The sequence below is a fragment of the Stenotrophomonas sp. 96582_Sma genome (assembly GCF_056480905.1).
On record NZ_CM151122.1, the window covers coordinates 2,621,930 to 2,642,030 of the forward strand.

Here is a 20,101-nt window from a genome sequence, read left to right on the forward strand (position 1 = left end):
TGAAGGAGGCCCATGCTAGTTTCTGGGCCTCCTTCAAACGGACGTGAACCATGCGTTTTTCCCTGCTCGCCGTCACACTGGCCGCTGTTCTTCCGGTCGCGCACGCCAGCGCCGCCGAGGCACCACTGCCGCAGTTGCGGGCCTACACCGTGGATGCTTCCTGGCTGCAGCCGATGGCACCGCTGCAGATTGCTGACCACACCTGGCAGATCGGCACCGAGAACCTGACCGCGCTGCTGGTACAGACCAGCGAAGGTGCGGTGCTGCTGGACGGCGGCATGCCACAGATGGCCGGCCACCTGCTCGACAACATGAAGGCACGCGGCGTGGCACCGCAGGACCTGCGTCTGATCCTGCTCAGCCATGCGCATGCCGACCATGCAGGCCCAGTGGCGGAACTGAAGCGCCGCAGCGGCGCGCACGTGGTCGCCAACGCGGAATCGGCGGTGCTGCTGGCACGTGGTGGCAGCGATGATCTGCACTTCGGCGATGGCATCACCTACCCGCCTGCCAGTGCAGACCGCATCGTGATGGATGGCGAGGTGGTCGAGGTGGGCGGCATCGAATTCACAGCGCACTTCATGCCCGGGCACACCCCGGGCAGCACCGCGTGGACCTGGAGCGATACCCGCGAGGGCAAGCCGGTGCGCATCGCCTATGCCGACAGCCTGAGTGCACCGGGCTACCAGCTGCAGGGCAATGCGCGCTATCCGCGCCTGGTCGATGACTACAAACGCAGCTTCGCGACGGTGCGGGCGTTGCCCTGCGACGTGTTGCTGACCCCGCATCCGGGTGCCAGCAACTGGGACTACGCCTCCGGCAGCAAGGCCAGCGCCAAGGCACTGACCTGCAAGGCCTACGCGGATGCGGCCGAACAGAAGTTCGACGCACAGCTGGCCAAGGAAACAGCCGGGGCCCGCTGATTCTGTAGAGTCGAGCTTGCTCGACTGAAGCAGAGCAGTCGAGCACGGCTTGTATGTTCCTCCCGGCTCCTACGCGGTATGTAGGAGCCAGGGTGGAGGGACCGTCAAGCATGCATCTGCGGATACTAGCCGACAGACGAGTCGAGCGATCCCCATCCCGCACACGAACGTCGATAAAGGATCGTACGGCCCCCAAAGGGGATCGTCGATGTAGGCAAGCTAACGTCGGTGCGGTACCACCCCAGCCCCTTAAAGATAGCTGGGAGCCGTACAAATGTCTGATTCTCTCGATATTGGCGTGGACGTGGACTCCAAGGAGTTCGTACCGGCAGTGGCCGACCGCAAGGCCGGCGACAGGATCGCCAACACCCGGGCCGGCATAGCCCAGTGGCTCAACACCTTGCCCCAGCGATGCCGGATTGGCATGGAGGCGACGGGGCGGTACTACGAGTTGTTGGCTCGGATGGCTGGCCAAGCAGGCCACGTTGTCTATGTGATCAATCCACGTCTGATCAAGTACTACGGCCGGGCGACGGGCTCGCGTGGCAAGACGGACGCCATGGACGCCGAAGCGATCGCCCGGTACGTGAAGAAGGAGAACGATCGCCTGCGTGAATACGTACCGCGTACCGACGAGCAGCAACAGATGCACGATTTGCTGCGCAAGCGGCAGACGCTGGTAAAGACACGCGCGCGGCTGGAGCAATCCTTCGGGGTAAGCAAAAGTGCCCCCGGGGAGCTGTCAGATCTGTTCTGCGCTCTGGCTGGGACGCTGTCCGAGCTGGAAAGCGAACTGCAGCGCTTGGGTCGCGATGGAGAGCATGGCACGCTCTACAAGCGCCTGTTGACCATCCCTGGTATCGGCCCCGCCGTCGCCGCTCACCTGATTTACTACATGACGCGCTGGCCGTTGGCCAACGCCAACGCGTGGATCGCCTGCACGGGCCTGGATCCCCGGCCCAACGAGTCTGGCGGCAGAACGGGACGGCGTCGGCTGTCCAAACAGGGCGCGCCAGTGCTGCGCCAGATGCTCTACATGGCCGCAATGGGGCTCAAGCGGTGTCGTCGGGGGCAACCGCTCTACGACGAGCTGTCAAAACGCGGTCACCCCAGCACCGCCGTCTTCAACATCCTGGCCAGAAAGCTGGCCAGGATCGCCTGGGGTGTCTTCAAAAGCGGCCGGGACTTCGATCCGGCCATGCTGAAGGTGGGTCAAGCCTGCTTCCAGCAGGCTTGACCACGAACATAGGATCTCGACTCTACAAAGAGCACGCCGAGGGTGGGCTCGGCTCTCCGAAGGGTGCCGGTCAGGACGACCGGCACCGCCGCCTGTCAGCCGCCCTGGCCGTGCTGGGCAAACGGCTCGGTGGTGCCATCGTTGCGCACCAGTTCAACGGTGTACGGCTGCACGTAGCCATCCGGCATTTCCATGCCCGGCGAGCCGGCCGGCATGCCCGGCAACACCAGGCCGCGCGCGGCCGGCCGCTCGGCCAGCAGTCGCTTGATGTCTTCGGCCGGGATATGGCCTTCAACCACGTAACCACCGATCTCGGCGGTGTGGCAGGACGCCTTGCCGACCGGCACACCCAGCCGGACCTTGATCGGGTTCATGTCATCGGTATTGCGCACATCCACCTGGAAGCCTTCGGCCTTCAGGTGGTCGACCCAGATACCGCAGCAGCCGCAGCTGGCGGTCTTGTGCACGATGGCGATAGGCAGTGCCGGATCCACCTGCGACGGGCTGGCCTTGATCGGTGCCGCCGGGGCTTGGCTGGAAACCGGCGCAGCAGGCGATTCTTCGGCAGCACGCGCGCAGGCGGTGGTGGCCAGCACGGTGCCCAGCAGCAGGCCGAGGGAGAGAGAACGGTTCATGGTGTTGATTCCTTTGCAGATGCGGGCAACGCGGCCCGCTGCCTGCGCATCGAAGGCACAGGCAGAGTCGAGAATGAGTCGAGCAGCTACGGCAGGCGCTTGAGGCCTGCAGGGAATCACACGATGGGCGGCCGTAGCGGATCCGGCAACGGCGGCGGTGCGCGTTGCTGGGTGCTGGCTGGCAAAGGCGCCTCGCGCCAGGGTGACGCTGGCGTTCCGCTCAGGGTGGCCAGCATGCCGAGGCTGGCCGGCGGGCATTCGCACTCATCGCTCTGGCAGACCGTTGATGCTGCCTCGTCGCAGCATCCGGCCATGGCCGCCGAATGCGGTGCGGCGCAATGGTCCGCGCTGGACTGCGCCGCGTACGAGGATGAGGCAACCGCAAGCGCCGGTGCATTCAGCACCAGGGCAAGGAGAAGCATCCATCGCAGCAACAGGCCAGGCAGGTTCACCGGACGATGATAGCCGATGAACGCATCACGCAATCGCCTCGGCCATCGCCCGCATCCTTACCGGAATCGACTTGGCCGCTGGGGTACCGCTGACCCGGTCGTAGTAGTCCAGCGGCAACAACGGGTTCAGTTCTGGGTAGTAACCGGCCAGGGCGCCGCGCGGCATCGGGTAGTCCAGCACGGTCAGGCCTTCGATGCGCCGCTGCACGCCATCGCCGCTGATTGTCTCCAGGCTGACCAGCGCCTCCTTCTCCAGCCCGCGCGCCAGCCGATCCTCGATGTTCATGAACAGCACCATGCGATCGTTGTACACGCCGCGGTAGCGGTCGTTGTAGCTGTAGATGGTGGTGTTGTACTGGTCGTGCGAGCGCACCGTGGCCAACCGCAGCATCCCGGGATCGTCCACCGGCGCGTCCACGTCCAGGCCTGGCATCACCAGGATGTTGGCCTTGCCGTTGGGCGTGGGCCACACTCGACGGCGCGGTGGAATGTCCAGATGGAAGCCGTGCGGCTGCTGGATGCGCTCGTTGAAGCCGGTGTAGATCTCCGGGTACACCGCCGCGATCAGCTCCCGGATGGGAGCGTAGTCATGCATGCACCTCGCCCAGTCGACCTTGCTGTGCGGCAATGTTGCCATCGCCATGCGGCAGACGATCTCGACCTCCGGGAGCACGTCCGTGCTGACCGGCTCGAGCACGCCGCGCGAAGCGGTCACGTTCGACATCGCGTCCTCGATGGTGACGAACTGCTCGCCGGCAGACGTAACGATGCGCTCCGAACGCGCGACCACCGGCAGGATCAAGGCATCGCGGCCGTGCACCAGGTGACCGCGATTGAGCTTGGTGGCGATGCCGACCGTCAGCTCCAGGCCGCGCATGGCCTCGTACGCGCGCGGTGTATCGGGCACGGCGTGGATGAAGTTGCCACCCATACCGATGAACACCTTGGCGCTGCCGTCCAGCATCGCCTCGATCGATTCGACCACGTGATGACCGTGCTCGCGCGGCGGATTGAAGCCGAACACCTGCTGCACGCGGTCCAGATAGGCCGGCTTGGGTTTCTCGTCGATGCCGACGGTACGGTCGCCCTGCACGTTGGAATGGCCACGGATCGGCCCGATGCCGGCACCGGGCTTGCCGAAGTTGCCACGCAGCAACAGCAGGTTGGCCACCTGCTGCAGCAGGGTCGAACCATACTGATGCTGGGTCAGGCCCATGCCATAGCAGATCACCGTGGCCTTGGAGCGGATGTAGATCTCGGCGCAGCGGCGGATCTGCGCCTGCGTGATGCCGGAAACCTGCACGATCTCGTCCCAGTCCTGCGCCAGCACGTCATCGCGCAGTGCGTCCAGGTCCACCGTGTGCTCGGCCAGGAAATCGTGGTCAAGCACGCGCTCGCCCTGCGCTTCGCGCTCGAACATCACCTTCATCATGCCCTTGATCAGGGCCAGGTCGCCGCCGATGCGGATGTGCACGAACTCACTGGTGATCTCGGTCGAACCGAACGTGGCCATCTGCACCATGTCCTGCGGTTCGGCGAAACGGATCAGCGCGCGCTCGGGCATCGGGTTGACCGCCACGATCGGGATGCCGCGTTTGCGCGCCTCGACCAGGTTGCTCATCATCCGCGGCGAATTGGTGCCGGTGTTCTGGCCGATCACGAAGATCGCCTCGGCGTGCTCGAAATCCTGCAGCACGATGGTGCCCTTGCCCACGCCGATGGCCGGCGGCAGGCCGCGGCTGGTCGGCTCGTGGCACATGTTCGAGCAGTCCGGGAAATTGTTGGTGCCGAACTCGCGCACGAAGATCGAATACAGGAACGCGGCTTCGTTGGGCGTGCGGCCGGAGGTGTAGAACTCGGCCTGGTGCGGACTGTCCAGCGCCTGCAGATGACGGCCGATCAAGGCAAACGCCTCGTCCCAGCTGCACGGAACGTAATGATCGGTGGACGCGTCGTAGCGCATCGGCTCGGTCAGCCGGCCCTGCATCTCCAGCCAGTAGTCGGTCTGCGCCATCAGCTCGGTGACCGTGTGCTGGGCGAACAGCTCGCGGCCAGCACGGAACTGGGTGGCTTCCCAGGCCAGCGCCTTGGCACCGTTCTCGCAGAATTCCAGTTTCTTGCGTTCGTCGGCATCGGGGAACGCGCAGCTGGGGCACTTGAAGCCACCGGGCTGGTTCATCGCCAGCAGCGCCTTCGAGCCCTTGCCGATCACACTCTGCTGCAACAGCACCTTGGCCGTGGCGCCGGCGGCACCCCAGCCACCGGCCGGCTGGTTGTAGGGCTTGTAACGCGGCGGCTTCTGCTCGGACATGTTCGGGAACCTGGCGGGAGGAACACAGCAATCAACGGCGCGAGACGGGCCAGATGCGGCTTCTGCAGCGCGGCCAGCCCCGCAGTCAAGCACGGACAAGGCCGCTTCGCCAGAGGCAGGCGCTGTTTTCAGCGCAGCGTGCCATGACAACGGTTACACCCGCGTCAGCGCCCGGCCACTGCGCTATTCTCGAAGCCGTGGGTGGTCCACCACCTGCGTATTTCCCTTGCCCGGACGCGCTGCATGCCTGACTCGACCCCGCCGCACATCCCGCCTGCCGGTACGGCCCAGCGCCCGTTGCAGCGCTGGCGCAGCGAGGGGCACCAGCAGCAGGTCGACGTGGTGGCCGAGGAAGTGCCGGTTGCACTGCGCTACAACGGGGCCGCCTTCGCGGTGATGATGGCCACGCCCTGCGACCTGGAAGACTTCGCGCTGGGTTTCTCGCTCAGCGAGGGGCTGATCACTGCGCCCTCGCAACTGCTGTCGATCGAGGTCCGTCCGCAGCTGGAGGGTATCGAACTGCAGATGACCGTTTCCGAAGACGCACCCGGTGCCGATCTGGATCCGGCCAATGGGCGCCTGCTGCCCGGTCGCGGTGGCTGCGGCCTGTGCGGCACGCGCCAGCTGGAGGATGTGCTGCGCCCGCTGCCGCAGATCCGCGAGCGTCGCACCTATCCGCATGCCGCGTTGCAGCGGGCACTGGCCACGCTGGCGCAGCATCAGCCGATGAATGCGGTGAGTGGATCGACGCACGCCGCAGCCTGGGCCGATGCCAGCGGGCGGATTGGCTGGGTGCGCGAGGATGTGGGCCGTCACAATGCGTTGGACAAACTGATCGGCGCCCTGCATCACAACGAGCACGCCATCGACGGTGGGTTGCTGGTGATTTCCAGCCGCGCCAGCTATGAGATGGTCAGCAAGGCGATACGTGCGGGTGCCAGCGTGCTGGCAGCGGTGTCGGCGCCGACCGCGCTGGCGATCGACCTGGCCCGCAGTGCCGGACTGTGCCTGGTCGGATTCGCGCGGGAGAGCGGGTTCAATGTGTATACGCACCCCGAGCGGCTGCAGGCGGACGACAGCCACGATAACTGAGAACGGCCGGGAGCAAGACGCCCCCGGCCTGATGGACCTCAGCGCAGCGCCACCTTGGGGAAGTCCACCGGCACGTCGAACGCCACGTTGACGTAGTTGGTGAACAGGTTGAGCGCCACATGGGCGAGGATCTCGACGATCTGCTCGTCATCGAAGCCGGCTGCGCGCAGCGCCTGCACATCACCGTCGGTGATCTGTGCACGCTGTTCAACCACCTTCAGCGCGAAGTCGAGTGCCGCCGAGGTGGCCGGATCGCTGGACTGGCCGATCTGCGCGGCGGCCATCTGCTCGCTGCTGGCACCAGCCTTGCGACCCAGTGCGGTGTGCGCCGCCAGGCAGTATTCGCAGGCATTGCGGTTGGCGATGGCCACGGCGATCTGCTCACCCAGCAACGGCGACAGGCGACCGCCGCCCAGCGCGCCGAACGAACCCCACATGCTCTGCAGGGCGGCCGGCGAGTTGGCCACGGCGCGGAACATGGCCGGAGTGGCGCCGAACGCGGCGTGGACCTGGCCCAGCAGGGCCTGGCGGTCGGCGGTGGTGTTGGCGGCATCGATCAGGGGGACACGGGACATGGTGGATCTCCTTGGGAAAGCGCCCGGATTGGACGACCCGCTCATCCTAGGTAGACTCTACGGACGTATTGGTCGTAATTAGCCACACATGTTGTCCAGTCGTCCATGAGCATGCCCACCGACACCTCCGCACCCGACCGCCTCTCCTCTCTGCTGGAACGCTTCCGAGTGCAGGCCGCGCTGTTCCACAGCGGACCTCTGTGCGGGCGCCATGTCTTCGAGCCGCAGCCCGGTCGTGCGTTCCTGCACATCCTGCGCCAGGGTGAAATGGAGGTCCGTCACCCCGACGGCGATATCGCGCTGCCGCGGTTGAAGATCGACACCCCGAGCCTGCTGCTGTACCCGCAGCCGCTGCATCATGTGTTCTTCAATGCGCCGCTGGATGGCCCGGACTTCACCTGCGCCACACTCGACTTCGATGGCGGCGCGCGCAATCCCATCGTGCAGTCGCTACCGCCGGTGATGGTGGTGCCACTGGCCGCGATCGACGAGCTGGACGACACCCTGCATCTGCTGTTCACCGAGGCCGACCGCCAACGCTGCGGTTCGCGGCTGCTGACCAACCGCCTGTTCGAGGTGGCGTTGATCCAGATCCTGCGCTGGGTGGTGGACCATCCGGATGCGGCCGGGGTCAGCCATGGGCTGATGCGCGGGCTGTCCGATGCGCGGCTCGCACGTACGCTGGTGGCAATGCACCAGGCGCCACAGGACGAGTGGACGCTGCCGCGCATGGCCGCCACCGCTGGCATGTCGCGCAGCGCGTTCGCAGCGGTCTTCAAGGAGGTGATGCAGGCGACGCCGGCCAGTTATCTGCTGGATTGGCGGCTGAGCCTGGCCTGCGCGCAGTTGCGTGCGGGCGTGGCGGTCAAGCAGGTGGCGATCGAGGTGGGGTTTGCCGATACCGCGTCGTTGTCGAAGGCGTTCCGCAAGCGGTTGGGGGCTTCGCCTAGGGCGTGGTTGGCGGCGACCGCAGCACAGGCTGGGTAAATGGAGAGGGGTAGAGTCGACCGCTGGTCGACTATCGCGCGCAGCGCGGGATTTTCGTGAGCAGCCGACCAGCGGTCGGCTCTACCAAGAGCGGCGTCCCCGCGTCGGTCGACGGCTCAGCTGGACGTCCCATCAGACTTCGCCAGCAGCCCGGCGATACGCTCCGCCACCTGGGCGCGCACGCTTTCATCCAGCTGCCCTTCGTACATCGCTTCGTAGATCCACAGGCCATCGGCGGCCAGCCGCGCTACGAAATTGTCGAGCGCGGCCGGATCCTGTTCCGCGACCGACGGTGGCAACGGCGCCCAGCGCCGTACCGCCGGGCCCCACGGGCGCTCGTCGGCGTCCGGGTCAGCCGATTCGAGCATGAACATCAGCTCGGCACGGGTGGCGCTCTGCGCCGACACACGCACGAAGGTCTGGTAGCGCTCCAGCGCCGTGGCCTCACCTGCGGTCTTGCCCAGCAGCGATTCCATCGACGCTTCCCAGGCCTGCACCAGATGCTCGTCGATGCCGCGCAGCAGCGCCTCGCGCGACGGGAAGTGATACAGCAGGCCGCCGCGGGTCAGTTTGGCCTCGGCCGCCACCGACTCGAAGGTCACCGCACGCACGCCGTCACGATTGATCACGTTGACGGCGGCGTCGAGGATGCGGTCGCGCTTGCTGGTTCTCATCGTTTCATTTTACGCGATCGGCCGCGCCCTCGCGGCTGCCAACGCGGCCACGCAGCAGGCGCGCCAGAATCGTCGCGCCCATCGCCAGCACTGCCGTGATCACCAGCAGCACGATCTGGTAGCCGCGGTCATACGCGGCCGTGGCCAGCGCGAACCACTCGCCCTGCCCGTTTTCGCGTGCCACGTGCAGCGCCTGGGTGAAGCCGTCACGGGCAAGCTCGGGCATGTCCGCCGAGACCGGCAGGAAGGCGCCGTACATTGCCGCACTCAGGCTGCCCAGCATCGCCACCGCGAGCAGGCCACCAAACTCGTAGGACACCTCTTCCACCGACGAGGCCATGCCCGCGCGGTGCGCCGGCACATTGTTGAGGATGGCAGTGGATGCCACCGAGATGGCCGAGCCCATGCCGAAACCGGTGATCGCCATGCCGGCCACCACCCAGCCGAGGCCGTGCGGGAAGCCGAACGCCACCACGCCGACACCCAGCGCACCTGCGGCCAGGCCGCCGCAGATCAGCGGGCGCAGGCCCACGCGGTGCAGGATGCTGCCGCCCAGCAGCGCACTGGGCAGGCTGCCCAGCGCCGCCACCGATACCAGCAGGCCTGCCTGCAGCGGTGTGAAGCCCGCCACCAGCTGGAAACGCTGGGTGGTAACCAGCTGCAGCCCGGCCATCGCGAACAGGGTGAACACCGCCGACAGCGTGCCGGCCAGGAACGCCGGATTGCGGAAGATCGCGAAGTCCAGCAACGGGTACGGCAACTGCTGCTGGCGACGTGCGAACGCCGCGCCGCTGATGACGGCCAGCAACAGCGCACCGGCACCCAGCGCATACGACGGCGGCGTGGCGATCAGCGACTTGATCGCCAGCACCAGGCCGGACAGCGCCGCCAATGCCAGCAATGAAGACACCAGATCCCACGGCCGCGAGGTATCGCGCTGGCCTTCCGGTGCCAGCAGCAGCGTGGCCACGAATGCGACCACCACCACCGGCACGTTGATCAGGAACACCGAGCCCCACCAGAAGTGCTGCAGCAGCCAGCCGCCGATGATCGGACCCAGCGCTGCACCGACGATGGCCACCGAGCCCCAGATCGCGATGGCGATGTTGCGCTCTCTCTCTTCGTGGAAGCTCAGGCCGATCAACGCCAACGTGGCCGGCATCATCGCGGCCGCGCCGATCGCCAGGAACGCACGGGCGGCGATCAGCTGTGCGGCGCTGTCGGCGAAGGCCGCCGCCAGCGAGGCGGTGCCGAAAACCACCAGGCCGATCAGGAACATGCGGCGATGACCGATGCGGTCACCGAGCGTGCCAGCGCCGAGCAGCAGGCCGGCCATCACCAGCGGATAAGCGTTGATGATCCACAGTGCCTGGCCGGCACTGGCCGAGAGTTCCTCGGTCAGGGTGGGTAGTGCGGTGTAGAGCACGGAGTTGTCGAGCGTAACCAGCAACAGGCCGGCGGCGACGGTGAACAACAGCGCCCAGCGACGGGCACGCGACAGGGCCGGAGCACCGGCCAAGGGCTGGGACAAAGCCATGGGGAAACCTAATGGGGTGAAGTACGGTCATAACTATACCGGATGTCCGGTATAGTTATGACCTTCGGAATCCACCAGTTCAGGGTCTGTAGGGGCAAGTCTGCTTGGCTGAACCGCCAGCCAGGCATGGCCTGGCTCCACTGGTAAACGCTTATCGGCAGTCTTCCGGCAGCGCGGCAATCGCCGACACCACCGCACCCTGCATGCCCTGCCCCACGGCCATGTCCAGTTCCCCGCCCGTTCCCCCATGCTGGCGCCGCAGCTCGTCCTCGCACAGGCCCCGCACCCGCGCACGGGCATTGGCGCGCAGGCTGCTGCATCGCCAATCGGTGCCACCCAGCGGCAGCACCGAATACACCACGCTGTTGCAGGCGTTACCGGCCCGCTGCTGCAGCGACAGACCGCCGAAATCACGCGGTTCGCTGCTGCGCTGCGGATCGAAATAGCTGTCCGGGAAGGTGCGCGCGTACTGCTCGATGTCCACCTCCATGCTGCGCCCACCGGCCAGCGGCATCTGCAGCGGCTGGCCACACGCCGTCGCGTCCGCCCGATGCTGGATGTACTGGTAGATCGGCCGGTCCAGCGTTGGATCCTGCTGGGTCACCGCACTGACCGCCGCCAGCACCGGCAGCGATGCACGATTGGCCATGCGCGCCAGCAAACCCGCCTGCGCCGGCTGGCAGCGGTCGCGCAGGGTGGCCGCGAGCAGGAACAGTACGTCGTTGCGAAAGGCATGGTCATCACCCAGGCGCTGTTCGATGCGCTGGCGGGCATCGGACGAAGGCGGCGGAAATGCGATCGCGGGTGGCGCGATGGGTGCAGCCTGCCGCTGCCACCACACCAGCAGCGCAACCACCACCAGCAAGGCTGCTGCAACGATGGTCCAGCGCGCACGCATCAATTGTGGATCGCCGTCAGTGTCGCCGCAGCCGCGTCGTAGGACGCGCTGGCGATATCCGCATCGAAGCGCTTGACCTGCAGGCGACCGGCCAACCGGTACGGATCCCACAGGTCGCCCAGTGCGATCGGCGTGGCCAGGGTCACATGGATGATCTGGTTCGGCGGCGGTGGCGGCACATGGATGCAGGCCCCGTAGAACGGCACGAACAGCAGTTCATCCACCAGCCCGGCGTCGTTGGTGCCCAGCGGCACCACGTAGCCATCCAGATCCACCGCGCGACCGTCGACAGCGTCGACCACGCGCGAAGAGCCGAACTGCTTGGCGCGATCCGGGCTGGAATGGTCGATCTCCTGCCCCGGTGGCGTGCCCGAGCCGGTGTCATCGATCAGCCCGCCCACCCCGTCCATGCCATTGCGTGACAGGCCGATCTGCGGCGGCGGGCGCTGGTAGGTCACTTCGTCGGGCCGCAACGCGTCCCAGCGAGCGATGGGCGCTTCGGTCGTGGCCGGCTGTGCCGGTGCTGCGGCGCCGGTGGTGGCTCCCCCACCCGCCTGCGTACACCCCAACAGGCCCAGGCAGCAGGTCAGTCCGATCAGGACGCTACGGTTCATACGGCCTCAGCTGTGCGTCACGCATGGTGTAGGCGGAACCGGCCAGATCATCGTCCAGCCGTTCGGCACGCAGGGTACCGGCCAGGAAGAACGGCGAATACATGTCCGGCATCTCGATCGGGCGCGGCAGCACCACGTGCACGATCTGGTTCGGCGGTGGCGGCGGCACATGGATGCAGGCGCCGTAGTACGGCACGAACAGGAATTCGGTCAGCCGCCCGTCCTGCGCGTTGGCCAGCGGCACCACGTAACCCGGCAAGCGCACCGGCCGCTGCAATACGGTGTCCACGGTGCGGAACGTACCGAACTGCGGCATGCGCCGGTTGCCGTTGTGCTCGACCCCCGGGCCCTCGCCACGCTCCAGCGCCGCCAGTTCTTCCTTCGGCATCATCTGCAACCAGTCCAGTTCCTGTTCCTCGGCAGCTGCCGGGGCATCGCGATCGATCACCGGCGACGGTGTCAGCGCCTGCACGCCGGTATCGACCGGGTGTTCGCAGGCGCTCAGCACCAGCAAGATTGGCAACAGCGGCAACCAGCGCATGCTCAGCCCCCGGGTGACAGGCCATCGGCCAGCGTGCGCCGATAGGCCAGCAGCGCCGGTACCAGGCCGGCCACCGCGCTGATCGCCAGCACACCTGCGACCCACGCCAGTTCGCGGCCATCCGGCCAGATGTGGGTGATCGACAGGCCAAAGTTGGCCAGCGCCCAGCCACGCCCGGCCAGGCTGGCCACCACCAGTGCGGCCAGTGCGAGCACGCAGGCAAACGCGCTGGTCGCAACCGCCTCCACCACCAGCAGGCTGGCGATATAGCCAGGGCGTGCACCGATGGCACGCAGCACCGCCATCTCGCGCCGGCGCTCCTGCAGGGTCGAGACCAGCAGCGCCACCAGCGAGAACATGCCCAGCAGCACCACCATCGCGCTGATCAGCTGCAGAGCCCGCTCGGCCGTGCCCAGTGACTGCCACAGCTGCTGCAGGGTCACGCCGGGCAGGATCGCCAGCATCGCCTCATCCGGATACTCGTTGATCCTGCGCTGTACCGAGAACGTGGCGATGCGCGAATTCAGGCCAAGCATGAAGGCGGTGATGCTGGTCGGGGCCAGGTCCAGATGGCGCGCCTGCTCGGCGCTGACGCTCTGGCTGCGCAGCTGCACGCCGGAGCGCCAGTCGACATGGATCGCCTCGATGGCCGGCAGCGAGACCAGCACCGACGAATCGACCGGCGTGCCGGTGCGCTGCAGGATGCCAGCCACACGGAACGGCTTGTCGGCATGCGTGGCCAACGTGACCGCGCCGGTGCCATGGGCCAGCACGATCTCGTCGCCGAGGCCGACCTTCTGCGCGTGCGCCACCTCTGCGCCGATCACGGCGTCGTAAAGATCGTCGAACGGCCGCCCCTGCGCAAATGCCAGCGCATGCCCCGCGCCGTAACGATAGTGCTCGAAGTAGCCGCCACTGGTGCCGACCACCCGGTAGCCGCGCCACGAATCGCCCAGCGACAGTGGCACCGCCCACTTCACCTGCGGCAGCGAGGACAGCTCCTGGTAGGACTGCCAGGACACGTTGTTGGTCGGGTCGCCGATGTGGAACACCGAATACAGCAGCAGGTTCACCGGCCCGGAGCGGGCACCGACGATCAGGTCAGTGCCTGAGACGGTGCTGGCGAAACCTTCATGCGCCTGCGTGCGCACGCGCTCAACACCGAGCAGCAGCACCACGCTGAGGGTGATCACCAGCACGGTGAGGCTGACGCTCAATGCGCGGCTGCGCAGGCTGGCCCATGAAAGTTCAAGCATGAGTGCCACCTGCGTGATTGATCTGCGACAACGCGATGGTGCGGTCGAACAAGGGCTGCAGGCTTTCATCGTGGCTGACCACCAGAACCGTGGTACCGGCGGCCCGGCACTGTGCGGACATCAGCTGCAGGAAGGCGGTCGCGGCCTCGCGATCCAGTGCCGAGGTCGGCTCGTCGGCCAACAGCACCGCCGGCCGGCCGATCAGCGCACGTGCGGCCGCCACGCGTTGTTGCTGGCCAACACTGAGCGTACCCGCGCGCCGCTGCATCAGCTCGGGATTGAGCTGCAGGGCCTGCAGCAGGCGGGCGATCTCGGCATCCAGCGGCCTACTGATGCGCGCGCTGCGCAGGCGCGAAAAGCGCAGGCCCAGCGCGATGTTGTCGCGTACGCTGAGAAACGGCAGCAGATTGAACTGCTGGAAAATCACGCCCAGGTGATCGGCACGGAAACGATCCCGCGCCGCACCTCCCATGCCCTGCAACGCCTGGCCGGCCACCTCGACACGGCCCTTGCCGGGCATCAGCACACCCGCCAGCAGGCCCAGCAGGGTGCTCTTGCCGCCACCACTCACTCCACGCAACAGCACGCTGCTGCCCTGCTCGATCCACAACTTCGGAATATCCAGCACCAGCCGCATGTCGTAGCCGAACTGCACGTCTTCCAACGCAATCACCGGTGCTGCGCTCACGGAGCCAGCACCACGCGCAGATTGTCCGGGGTCAGCACACTGCGGTTCTGGCCATTTGCGGTTGCGCTGTTGACGATGACTTCGTGCAGGCCGGGGAACAGCACGGGAAGGCGTAAGACGATGGCGCGCAGCTCGGCAGGTTTGGCACAGTGGTACTGCAGCGTTGCGCTGAAACCTGCGTGCCGATGCTGCCCTGGCGGCGGCGCGGCGGCCGTCGCGTCGAAGCCCTCTGCATCGGCTTTACCGCTGGCCAGACGGCAGCCTGCCGCGGTGGGCAAAGTAACCCAGCTGCCACCCTTCAGCACTGCCGTAGCCCGTGCCAGCGCGGCCTGCTCGGTCGCGTTGGCGGGCGGTCGCTCGAAATCAAGTATGCCGATACCCGGTGCCTGCAGGGCGAACTCCAGCGTTCCCTGGTCGAGAGCGAGATCAACAGTGGCCTGGCCGTGCACGTGTGGCGCGTGCTGGCGGACATCGTGTGCCTGGGCCGCGTTGGCAGCCAGCAGCAGGAAAAGAGCAGCAGGAAGCTTCATGGGGGAGACTCCAATTGTTACTATGTAACATAATGGACCACATCCCCCCGACCCCCGCAAGGGCTCTGGCCCAGCCGCCAACTTCGGCACGCTGGCATCCCCGTTTCGATCTGGCCGGCGCCTGGCTGTCGCTGGCCTGCGCCGCCCATTGCATCGCCCTGCCACTGCTGCTGGCCTTCGTGCCAGCGGCAATGATGGCGCTGCGCTCGTTCCAGCACCCCGGCCACGGCGTGATGACGCTGCTGTTGATGATGTCGCGCTGGGAATGGTTGTTCGCATTGATGGCCTCGACGCTGGCGCTGGCCAGTACCACGGCCGGGCTGCACCGGCATGGGCGCTGGCTGCCGGTGCGGCTGGCCGTGGTTGGCGCGATCCTGCTGGTGTCGGCGTCGCTGTACCTGCCCTTGAAGGAATCGCTGCTGTGGCATGGCGTGGCCACCGCCTGCGGTGGCGTGCTGCTGGCATGCGCGCACATCGGCAACCGGCGGGCATTGCACGGCCACAGGTAGCGTTCCGAAGATGCCGGCCAGCGGCCGGCACTACCGTTTCGTTGGACCGGTAGCGCCGGCCGCTGGCCGGCGCGCGGCCCGCCTCCTCAGAAGCGGTACCCCACTTCCGCGCCGAAGATCCGCGGGCTGTCCACCGGGCCGTAGTAGTTGCCGTCGCGCCCGAAGGCCAGGTTGTCGAAGATCAGGCCATTGATGCGGCGCTTGTTGGTCAGGTTCTGCACGAACACCCGCGCGCTCCACGGCCCGGTCTCATAGCCCAGCTGCGCACCAAGTACGGCCACCGCGGGCTGGAACGCGCGGTTACGTTCATCCAGTGCACTGGAGCCAGTGAACTGCGATTCCAGCCGTGCATGGATGCCGGAGTCGAACTGATAGCGCGCCGCCAGATAGCCAGTGTAGTGAGGGGTCAGCTTGACCCGCTTGCCATCCACGTTCTGGTCCACGCTGACCCACAGCTTGGTGTACTTCGCATCGACGTAGCCCACATTCGCCATCAGGGTGAAACCCGGCAGCACTTCAAACACGCCCTCCAGCTCGGCACCACGCGAACGGATCGAGGCATCCGAACCTACGTAGTCCGACGAGATCGGGCGGCCGTTGGCATCGGTGGCCACCTGGATCTCCTGCCAGTTGTCCGAGGTGATGTGGAACAGCGCGCCGCCGATGTGGCCACGACCGCCGGCCAGGTTCATCTTGAAGCCCAGCTCATGGCTCCACATGCGCTCGGACTCGTAGCGCAGCACCTTGTCGTTGACCACATCGCTCTGCGCCGCAGCCAGATTGAAGCCACCCGGAATGTAGCCCTTGGCCGAGGCCGCGTAGAAGGACAGGTCGTCAGTGGCGTCGTAGCGCAGCGACACCCGCGGCAGCGTGGCCGAGAAGGTATGCGCCAGCGCGGCATCGCGGTACAGCACGCGGCCACCGGCGCCCAGATCCAGCGCACCGGCACGCTGTTCGGTGGAGCGCCGTGCCTGCTCATGGCGCAGGCCGGCGCTGGCCGTCAGCTTCGGCACCGCCGGGAAGGTATAGCTGGCGGTGGCGAAGACGCTGTAGTCCTCGCCCTTGGAGGTCTGCCGCGGTGCCAGGTTGTAGCTGTCCAGCCCGTGCAGCGCCGGGCCGACGAAGGTGCCGAGGATCGAATCCTTGCTGTTGCGGTAGGTCGACACACCGGCCATCCAGGTCAGCGCCTGGTCGCTGGGCGAGCTGAAGCGCGCCTCGGCCGTCCATTCCTTCTTCCTGTCGTAGATGCGACCGGCCAATGCCGGGCTGTTGGTCATGTCGAAGTCGTAGCCGGCCGAGGTCACCTCCTCGTCCCGCCAGGAAGCGGCCACGTCCAGCGTGCCGGCCTGCAGCTGCCATTGCGCACTGAGGCCGGCCACCGTTTCGTCCTTTTCGGTGCGCTTGGGCGCGTCGTTGATGTAGGTGAAGTCACCCGCACGGCGCCCGCCATTGAGCGAAGTGCCGTAGGTGCGGTTGTAGAGGCCGGTATCCAGCGGCAGGTATTCATACTCGAACATGCCCGGCGCGCGGGTGCGCAGGTGATAGGCCAGCGCGTTCACCGACACGTAGTCGCTCGGCCGCCAGCGCAGCTTGCCCTGGAGGTAGCCTTCGCCGACCTTGCCGCGCGCACCGGAAGGCGTGAGGTTCTTCAGGTAGGCATCCTCATCGGAGCCCATGAACGCCACCGAGCCGGACAGGCTGCCGTCCCTGCTCAATGGCCCGGCGAGGAAGCCATCCAGGGCCGTGCCGTTGCCATTGCCGAACCAGGTGCTGCGCAGGTTGACCTCGCCCTCGCGCGCATCGGCCGGGCCGCGTGTACGCACCAGCACCAGGCCGGATTCGCTGTTGGCGCCATACAACGTGCCCTGCGGACCGCGCAGCACCTCCACCGACTCGACCTGGTTGAGCACGGCATTGCTCAGTTCGCGGAACGGAATGCCATCGATGTAGACCGAGGCACGATTGACCAGGAATGGATTGGACTCGATGCCGCGGATCGAGATGAACATGTTGCTGAGCTGGCCCATCGCGTTGAACTTGACGTTCGGCGCGAGCTTGTCGAGGTCACGGAACTCGGTGACGCCCGCTTCCTTCAGGGCCTGCCTGTCGAGCACCGTCACCGACAGATCGCTCTTCAGGTAAGGGGTATCGCGCTTGGAACCGGTGACGCGGACACCGTCGAGCGTGGCCGGGTCGGCCTGCTGGGCAAGGGCGGGCAAGGCAGGAACGAGCAGGGATGCTGCGATGAGCGCGGCAGCAGGCGTGGACGACTTCAAAGCGGGAACCTCGACGGATGGAGTGGCGGACGCGCGGGCGGCAGCAGCGCGGGACAAGAGTGTTATTCTGTAACATTCGCACCCTGCCGCCACTCCATTTCCGGCAGCGCCGCTCCATTCCCGGATCCGTGATGCCCGCCCTCGCCGACCAGTTGCTGCAGGAAACCCGGTCGCAGGTCCCTGCTGCCTACGCCAGCGATGACGGGGCGGTGGTGCTGCTGCGCCATCGCTTCGAGGCCAGCGAAGGCGAGATGGGCCATCCGCACCAGCTTCGCCTGGGCCTGGCCGTGGGCGGCGGCGGACGGCTGCAGCAGCGCACCCTCAACGGCCTGCTGCAGGCGCCGTGGCGGCCCGGCCAGTTCAATCTGGTGCTGCCAGGAGACACCGGCACCTATGCCAGCCCCGCGGTCGATCTGCTCGGCATCGCCATCGATACCCACGCCCTCCTCCATGACGCGCGGGCGTTGCAACACCTGCAGCCGCTGGCGGCGCGGCTGCACCACGACCCGGTGATCACTTCGGTGCTGCAGGCCTTGTGGTGCAGCGCGCAGGCCGACGTTTGCCTGCCCGGCTTCCTGGAGCATGGCGCGCAGGTGCTGCTGCACCGCCTGGGTCAGCTTGCCGGTCAGCCGCGCCAGGCGCGTGGCACGGTGTCCCCACTGTCGGCACGACGGTTGCGGCAACTGGAGGCCTACATCGACGCGCAACACGGCCAGGCGCTGACCGTTCCACAGCTGGCCGCTGCAGTGCAGATGGAGGCCGCGACGTTCGGCCGCGCGCTGCGTGCGGCCACTGGCCTGCCGCCCTATGCCTTCCTGACCCAGCACCGCATGCAGCGGGCGCGCGCCGAACTCGCGCAGGGCCGGCGTGTCACCGACGTTGCCCTGGCCAGCGGATATGCCAATCCCAGCAAGTTCAGCGCGGCGTTCCGGCGTGTGGTCGGTTGTTCGCCGTCAGCATGGATCGCGCAGTCACGGGCCCGGTAGTGCCGGCCGCCAACATTACGAACTGGTAATGTCCAGGTCAGGGCCTCGAAAGGCGGTGGACGTCACCCTGCAGGCCACTTCCTCATCGGTGATCCGCATATGACCCGCTCCCTGTTCCGCGTCGCCCCGCTCGCCCTGCTGCTGTCCGGCCTTTCGGCCGCGCCGCTGGCGCTGGCCCATCCCAGCCTGGTGCGTGCAACGCCGGCTGCCGACGCCACCCTGGCCCCGGCCAGCCAGATCGAGCTGCAGTTCAGTGAAAAGGTGATGCCGCGTGCCACCCGCATCGAACTGAGCATGGACCACGGCCGCATGAAGATGGCGATGCCAACCACGGCGCAGGAGATCTCCGAGGACGGCCACACCCTGCGCGCGCGCTTTGCCAAGCCGCTGCCCGCCGGCAGTTACGCGCTGCAGTGGCGCGCGGTCGGCCAGGACAGCCATCCGATCACCGGCACCTACCGCTTCACCGTGAAGTAAGGCCGCTGCTGTGGCCGAGCTTTCGCCGTATGCGCTGCGGCTGGCGCTGTATCTGGCCCTGATGCTGCTGTTCGGGCGGATGCTGTTCGTCCGCCCCGGACTGCCGCGCAGCGTCTCGCTGGCCCTCGTTCTGGTGGCACTGGTGCTGGTCGGCATCGATGTGGTCACCCGTTTGTCCGGCGTGCTTGGCATATCACCGGTCGACATCGATGGCGAGACAGCGCGCTGGTTTCTTACCGGTACGCCGGTGGGCGAGGCGGGACTGCTGCGCATCCTGGCCCTGCTGGCAATGCTGCCGCTGCTGGCAGTCAATCGCCCGGTACAGGGCCTGCGCCGCCCCGCACTGCTGGCACTCTCGGCGGTGACCCTGGCCAGCCTCGCCTGGAACGGCCACGCCGCTGCTGGCGATGGGGTCGCTGGCCGGCTGCGTCTTGCTGCCGGCATCGTGCACCTGCTGGCGGCCGGTGCCTGGATCGGTGCGATCGCCGCCATCGTACAGCTGGCACTGCGGCGGGAAGGGCCGAGCCTGCGCGAGCGCACCCACGAACTATGGCAGGCCGCGCACGGCTTCGCCCTGCCCGGCACGATCATCGTCGCCCTGCTGGCGATGACCGGCACCTATACCTATGTCGATCTCGGCGGTTCCATACAGACCCTGACCGGCGCCGCGCATGGACGCTGGCTGCTGCTCAAGCTGGCACTGGTGGGTGGCATGCTGGGCCTGGCCGCGCTGCATCGCTGGCGGCTGGTGCCGGCGCTGGCGGTTTCCATCCGCGGCGGCTGGCAACCCAGGCCACTGCGTTCACTGCGCCACAGCCTGGCCTGCGAATCGGTACTGGCACTGCTGGTGCTGGCCTGTGTCGCGATTCTCGGCACGCTGGATCCGCTGGCATGAGACTGCGC

Annotated in this window: 21 protein-coding genes; 8 read left to right on the forward strand and 13 right to left on the reverse strand. The window is 67.0% G+C overall.

Translation table 11 applies throughout. The annotated features are described in order from the left end of the window. Positions 1-50 precede the first annotated feature (50 nt). Together blaL1 and ACZK2R_RS12185 are read left to right on the forward strand one after the other, a co-directional pair. Entirely contained in the window at positions 51-923 is an 873-nt protein-coding gene (gene blaL1, locus ACZK2R_RS12180; protein ID WP_125893566.1) for a L1 family subclass B3 metallo-beta-lactamase, read from the forward strand. 274 nt (positions 924-1,197) lie between these two features. Then, on the forward strand, positions 1,198-2,160 hold the full coding sequence (locus tag ACZK2R_RS12185; protein WP_478453501.1) for an IS110 family transposase: 963 nt from the start codon (positions 1,198-1,200) through the stop codon (positions 2,158-2,160). Positions 2,161-2,255: 95 nt separating this feature from the next. Here ACZK2R_RS12185 and ACZK2R_RS12190 read toward each other — a convergent pair whose 3' ends face one another. The 3 genes from ACZK2R_RS12190 to ACZK2R_RS12200 form a co-directional block, all read right to left on the reverse strand. Beyond that, a complete protein-coding gene (locus tag ACZK2R_RS12190) occupies positions 2,256-2,795 on the reverse strand; it encodes a DUF411 domain-containing protein (RefSeq protein ID WP_125893568.1) in 540 nt (179 codons plus the stop codon). Positions 2,796-2,911: 116 nt separating this feature from the next. Next, on the reverse strand, positions 2,912-3,247 hold the full coding sequence (locus ACZK2R_RS12195; RefSeq protein WP_125893683.1) for a hypothetical protein: 336 nt from the start codon (positions 3,245-3,247) through the stop codon (positions 2,912-2,914). Positions 3,248-3,272: 25 nt separating this feature from the next. After that, positions 3,273-5,558: an FdhF/YdeP family oxidoreductase gene (locus ACZK2R_RS12200; protein WP_180838709.1), complete on the reverse strand. Its 2,286-nt coding sequence runs from the start codon at positions 5,556-5,558 to the stop codon at positions 3,273-3,275. A 243-nt stretch (positions 5,559-5,801) separates the two neighbouring features. On the opposite strand from ACZK2R_RS12200, the gene fdhD reads away from it, so the two are divergent. Beyond that, on the forward strand, positions 5,802-6,650 hold the full coding sequence (fdhD, locus tag ACZK2R_RS12205; RefSeq protein WP_125893572.1) for a formate dehydrogenase accessory sulfurtransferase FdhD: 849 nt from the start codon (positions 5,802-5,804) through the stop codon (positions 6,648-6,650). A 38-nt stretch (positions 6,651-6,688) separates the two neighbouring features. Here the strand turns inward: fdhD and ACZK2R_RS12210 are convergent, their stop codons facing one another. After that, a complete protein-coding gene (locus ACZK2R_RS12210) occupies positions 6,689-7,225 on the reverse strand; it encodes a carboxymuconolactone decarboxylase family protein (RefSeq protein WP_125893574.1) in 537 nt (178 codons plus the stop codon). 105 nt (positions 7,226-7,330) lie between these two features. On the opposite strand from ACZK2R_RS12210, the gene ACZK2R_RS12215 reads away from it, so the two are divergent. Continuing rightward, positions 7,331-8,212 carry an AraC family transcriptional regulator gene (locus ACZK2R_RS12215; RefSeq protein WP_180838710.1) on the forward strand — a complete coding sequence of 294 codons (882 nt, stop codon included), beginning with the start codon at positions 7,331-7,333 and terminating at the stop codon, positions 8,210-8,212. A 116-nt stretch (positions 8,213-8,328) separates the two neighbouring features. On the opposite strand, the gene ACZK2R_RS12220 is transcribed toward ACZK2R_RS12215, so the two are convergent. The 8 genes from ACZK2R_RS12220 to ACZK2R_RS12255 all read right to left on the reverse strand — a co-directional run bounded on the left by ACZK2R_RS12220 (position 8,329) and on the right by ACZK2R_RS12255 (position 14,950). Further along, on the reverse strand, positions 8,329-8,886 hold the full coding sequence (locus ACZK2R_RS12220) for a TetR/AcrR family transcriptional regulator (protein ID WP_180838711.1): 558 nt from the start codon (positions 8,884-8,886) through the stop codon (positions 8,329-8,331). A gap of 4 nt (positions 8,887-8,890) precedes the next feature. After that, positions 8,891-10,423 carry an MFS transporter gene (locus ACZK2R_RS12225; protein ID WP_180838712.1) on the reverse strand — a complete coding sequence of 511 codons (1,533 nt, stop codon included), beginning with the start codon at positions 10,421-10,423 and terminating at the stop codon, positions 8,891-8,893. A 151-nt stretch (positions 10,424-10,574) separates the two neighbouring features. Then, on the reverse strand, positions 10,575-11,321 hold the full coding sequence (locus ACZK2R_RS12230) for a hypothetical protein (protein ID WP_180838713.1): 747 nt from the start codon (positions 11,319-11,321) through the stop codon (positions 10,575-10,577). Next, a complete protein-coding gene (locus ACZK2R_RS12235; protein WP_125893584.1) occupies positions 11,321-11,935 on the reverse strand; it encodes a DUF3299 domain-containing protein in 615 nt (204 codons plus the stop codon). The genes ACZK2R_RS12230 and ACZK2R_RS12235 overlap by 1 nt, the downstream gene beginning before the upstream one ends. Beyond that, positions 11,925-12,476: a DUF3299 domain-containing protein gene (locus ACZK2R_RS12240; protein ID WP_180838714.1), complete on the reverse strand. Its 552-nt coding sequence runs from the start codon at positions 12,474-12,476 to the stop codon at positions 11,925-11,927. Before ACZK2R_RS12240 ends, ACZK2R_RS12235 begins: the two co-directional genes overlap by 11 nt. A gap of 2 nt (positions 12,477-12,478) precedes the next feature. After that, entirely contained in the window at positions 12,479-13,732 is a 1,254-nt protein-coding gene (locus ACZK2R_RS12245) for an ABC transporter permease (RefSeq protein ID WP_180838715.1), read from the reverse strand. Next, entirely contained in the window at positions 13,725-14,420 is a 696-nt protein-coding gene (locus tag ACZK2R_RS12250) for an ABC transporter ATP-binding protein (protein ID WP_180838716.1), read from the reverse strand. Before ACZK2R_RS12250 ends, ACZK2R_RS12245 begins: the two co-directional genes overlap by 8 nt. After that, positions 14,417-14,950: a ZrgA family zinc uptake protein gene (locus tag ACZK2R_RS12255; RefSeq protein WP_180838717.1), complete on the reverse strand. Its 534-nt coding sequence runs from the start codon at positions 14,948-14,950 to the stop codon at positions 14,417-14,419. Before ACZK2R_RS12255 ends, ACZK2R_RS12250 begins: the two co-directional genes overlap by 4 nt. 32 nt (positions 14,951-14,982) lie before the next feature. On the opposite strand from ACZK2R_RS12255, the gene ACZK2R_RS12260 reads away from it, so the two are divergent. Next, on the forward strand, positions 14,983-15,459 hold the full coding sequence (locus ACZK2R_RS12260) for a MerC domain-containing protein (RefSeq protein ID WP_125893594.1): 477 nt from the start codon (positions 14,983-14,985) through the stop codon (positions 15,457-15,459). 86 nt (positions 15,460-15,545) lie between these two features. Here ACZK2R_RS12260 and ACZK2R_RS12265 read toward each other — a convergent pair whose 3' ends face one another. Then, positions 15,546-17,678: a TonB-dependent receptor gene (locus ACZK2R_RS12265; protein WP_180838718.1), complete on the reverse strand. Its 2,133-nt coding sequence runs from the start codon at positions 17,676-17,678 to the stop codon at positions 15,546-15,548. A 188-nt stretch (positions 17,679-17,866) separates the two neighbouring features. Here ACZK2R_RS12265 and ACZK2R_RS12270 point away from each other — a divergent pair, with 188 nt between their 5' ends. From ACZK2R_RS12270 to copD, 3 genes are all read left to right on the forward strand, one after another. Further along, positions 17,867-18,721 (forward strand): helix-turn-helix transcriptional regulator, encoded by an 855-nt coding sequence (locus ACZK2R_RS12270; protein WP_180838719.1) that lies wholly within the window; start codon positions 17,867-17,869, stop codon positions 18,719-18,721. A gap of 99 nt (positions 18,722-18,820) precedes the next feature. Continuing rightward, positions 18,821-19,198, forward strand: a complete 378-nt coding sequence (gene copC / locus ACZK2R_RS12275) for a copper homeostasis periplasmic binding protein CopC (protein ID WP_180838720.1) — start codon at positions 18,821-18,823, stop codon at positions 19,196-19,198. Between the two features lie 10 nt (positions 19,199-19,208). Next, entirely contained in the window at positions 19,209-20,093 is an 885-nt protein-coding gene (gene copD / locus ACZK2R_RS12280; RefSeq protein WP_180838721.1) for a copper homeostasis membrane protein CopD, read from the forward strand. Positions 20,094-20,101 lie beyond the last annotated feature (8 nt).

What these genes read in the sequence shown, in the direction of transcription:
- ACZK2R_RS12200 (WP_180838709.1), bottom strand. Translation starts at nt 5,558, where the DNA reads ATGTCCGAGCAGAAGCCGCCGCGTTACAAGCCCTACAACCAGCCGGCC.
- blaL1 (WP_125893566.1), top strand. Translation starts at nt 51, where the DNA reads ATGCGTTTTTCCCTGCTCGCCGTCACACTGGCCGCTGTTCTTCCGGTC.
- ACZK2R_RS12215 (WP_180838710.1), top strand. Translation starts at nt 7,331, where the DNA reads ATGAGCATGCCCACCGACACCTCCGCACCCGACCGCCTCTCCTCTCTG.
- ACZK2R_RS12225 (WP_180838712.1), bottom strand. Translation starts at nt 10,423, where the DNA reads ATGGCTTTGTCCCAGCCCTTGGCCGGTGCTCCGGCCCTGTCGCGTGCC.
- fdhD (WP_125893572.1), top strand. Translation starts at nt 5,802, where the DNA reads ATGCCTGACTCGACCCCGCCGCACATCCCGCCTGCCGGTACGGCCCAG.
- ACZK2R_RS12185 (WP_478453501.1), top strand. Translation starts at nt 1,198, where the DNA reads ATGTCTGATTCTCTCGATATTGGCGTGGACGTGGACTCCAAGGAGTTC.
- ACZK2R_RS12190 (WP_125893568.1), bottom strand. Translation starts at nt 2,795, where the DNA reads ATGAACCGTTCTCTCTCCCTCGGCCTGCTGCTGGGCACCGTGCTGGCC.
- ACZK2R_RS12210 (WP_125893574.1), bottom strand. Translation starts at nt 7,225, where the DNA reads ATGTCCCGTGTCCCCCTGATCGATGCCGCCAACACCACCGCCGACCGC.
- ACZK2R_RS12255 (WP_180838717.1), bottom strand. Translation starts at nt 14,950, where the DNA reads ATGAAGCTTCCTGCTGCTCTTTTCCTGCTGCTGGCTGCCAACGCGGCC.
- ACZK2R_RS12235 (WP_125893584.1), bottom strand. Translation starts at nt 11,935, where the DNA reads ATGAACCGTAGCGTCCTGATCGGACTGACCTGCTGCCTGGGCCTGTTG.
- copC (WP_180838720.1), top strand. Translation starts at nt 18,821, where the DNA reads ATGACCCGCTCCCTGTTCCGCGTCGCCCCGCTCGCCCTGCTGCTGTCC.
- ACZK2R_RS12240 (WP_180838714.1), bottom strand. Translation starts at nt 12,476, where the DNA reads ATGCGCTGGTTGCCGCTGTTGCCAATCTTGCTGGTGCTGAGCGCCTGC.
- ACZK2R_RS12270 (WP_180838719.1), top strand. Translation starts at nt 17,867, where the DNA reads ATGCCCGCCCTCGCCGACCAGTTGCTGCAGGAAACCCGGTCGCAGGTC.
- ACZK2R_RS12245 (WP_180838715.1), bottom strand. Translation starts at nt 13,732, where the DNA reads ATGCTTGAACTTTCATGGGCCAGCCTGCGCAGCCGCGCATTGAGCGTC.
- ACZK2R_RS12260 (WP_125893594.1), top strand. Translation starts at nt 14,983, where the DNA reads ATGGACCACATCCCCCCGACCCCCGCAAGGGCTCTGGCCCAGCCGCCA.
- ACZK2R_RS12220 (WP_180838711.1), bottom strand. Translation starts at nt 8,886, where the DNA reads ATGAGAACCAGCAAGCGCGACCGCATCCTCGACGCCGCCGTCAACGTG.
- ACZK2R_RS12230 (WP_180838713.1), bottom strand. Translation starts at nt 11,321, where the DNA reads ATGCGTGCGCGCTGGACCATCGTTGCAGCAGCCTTGCTGGTGGTGGTT.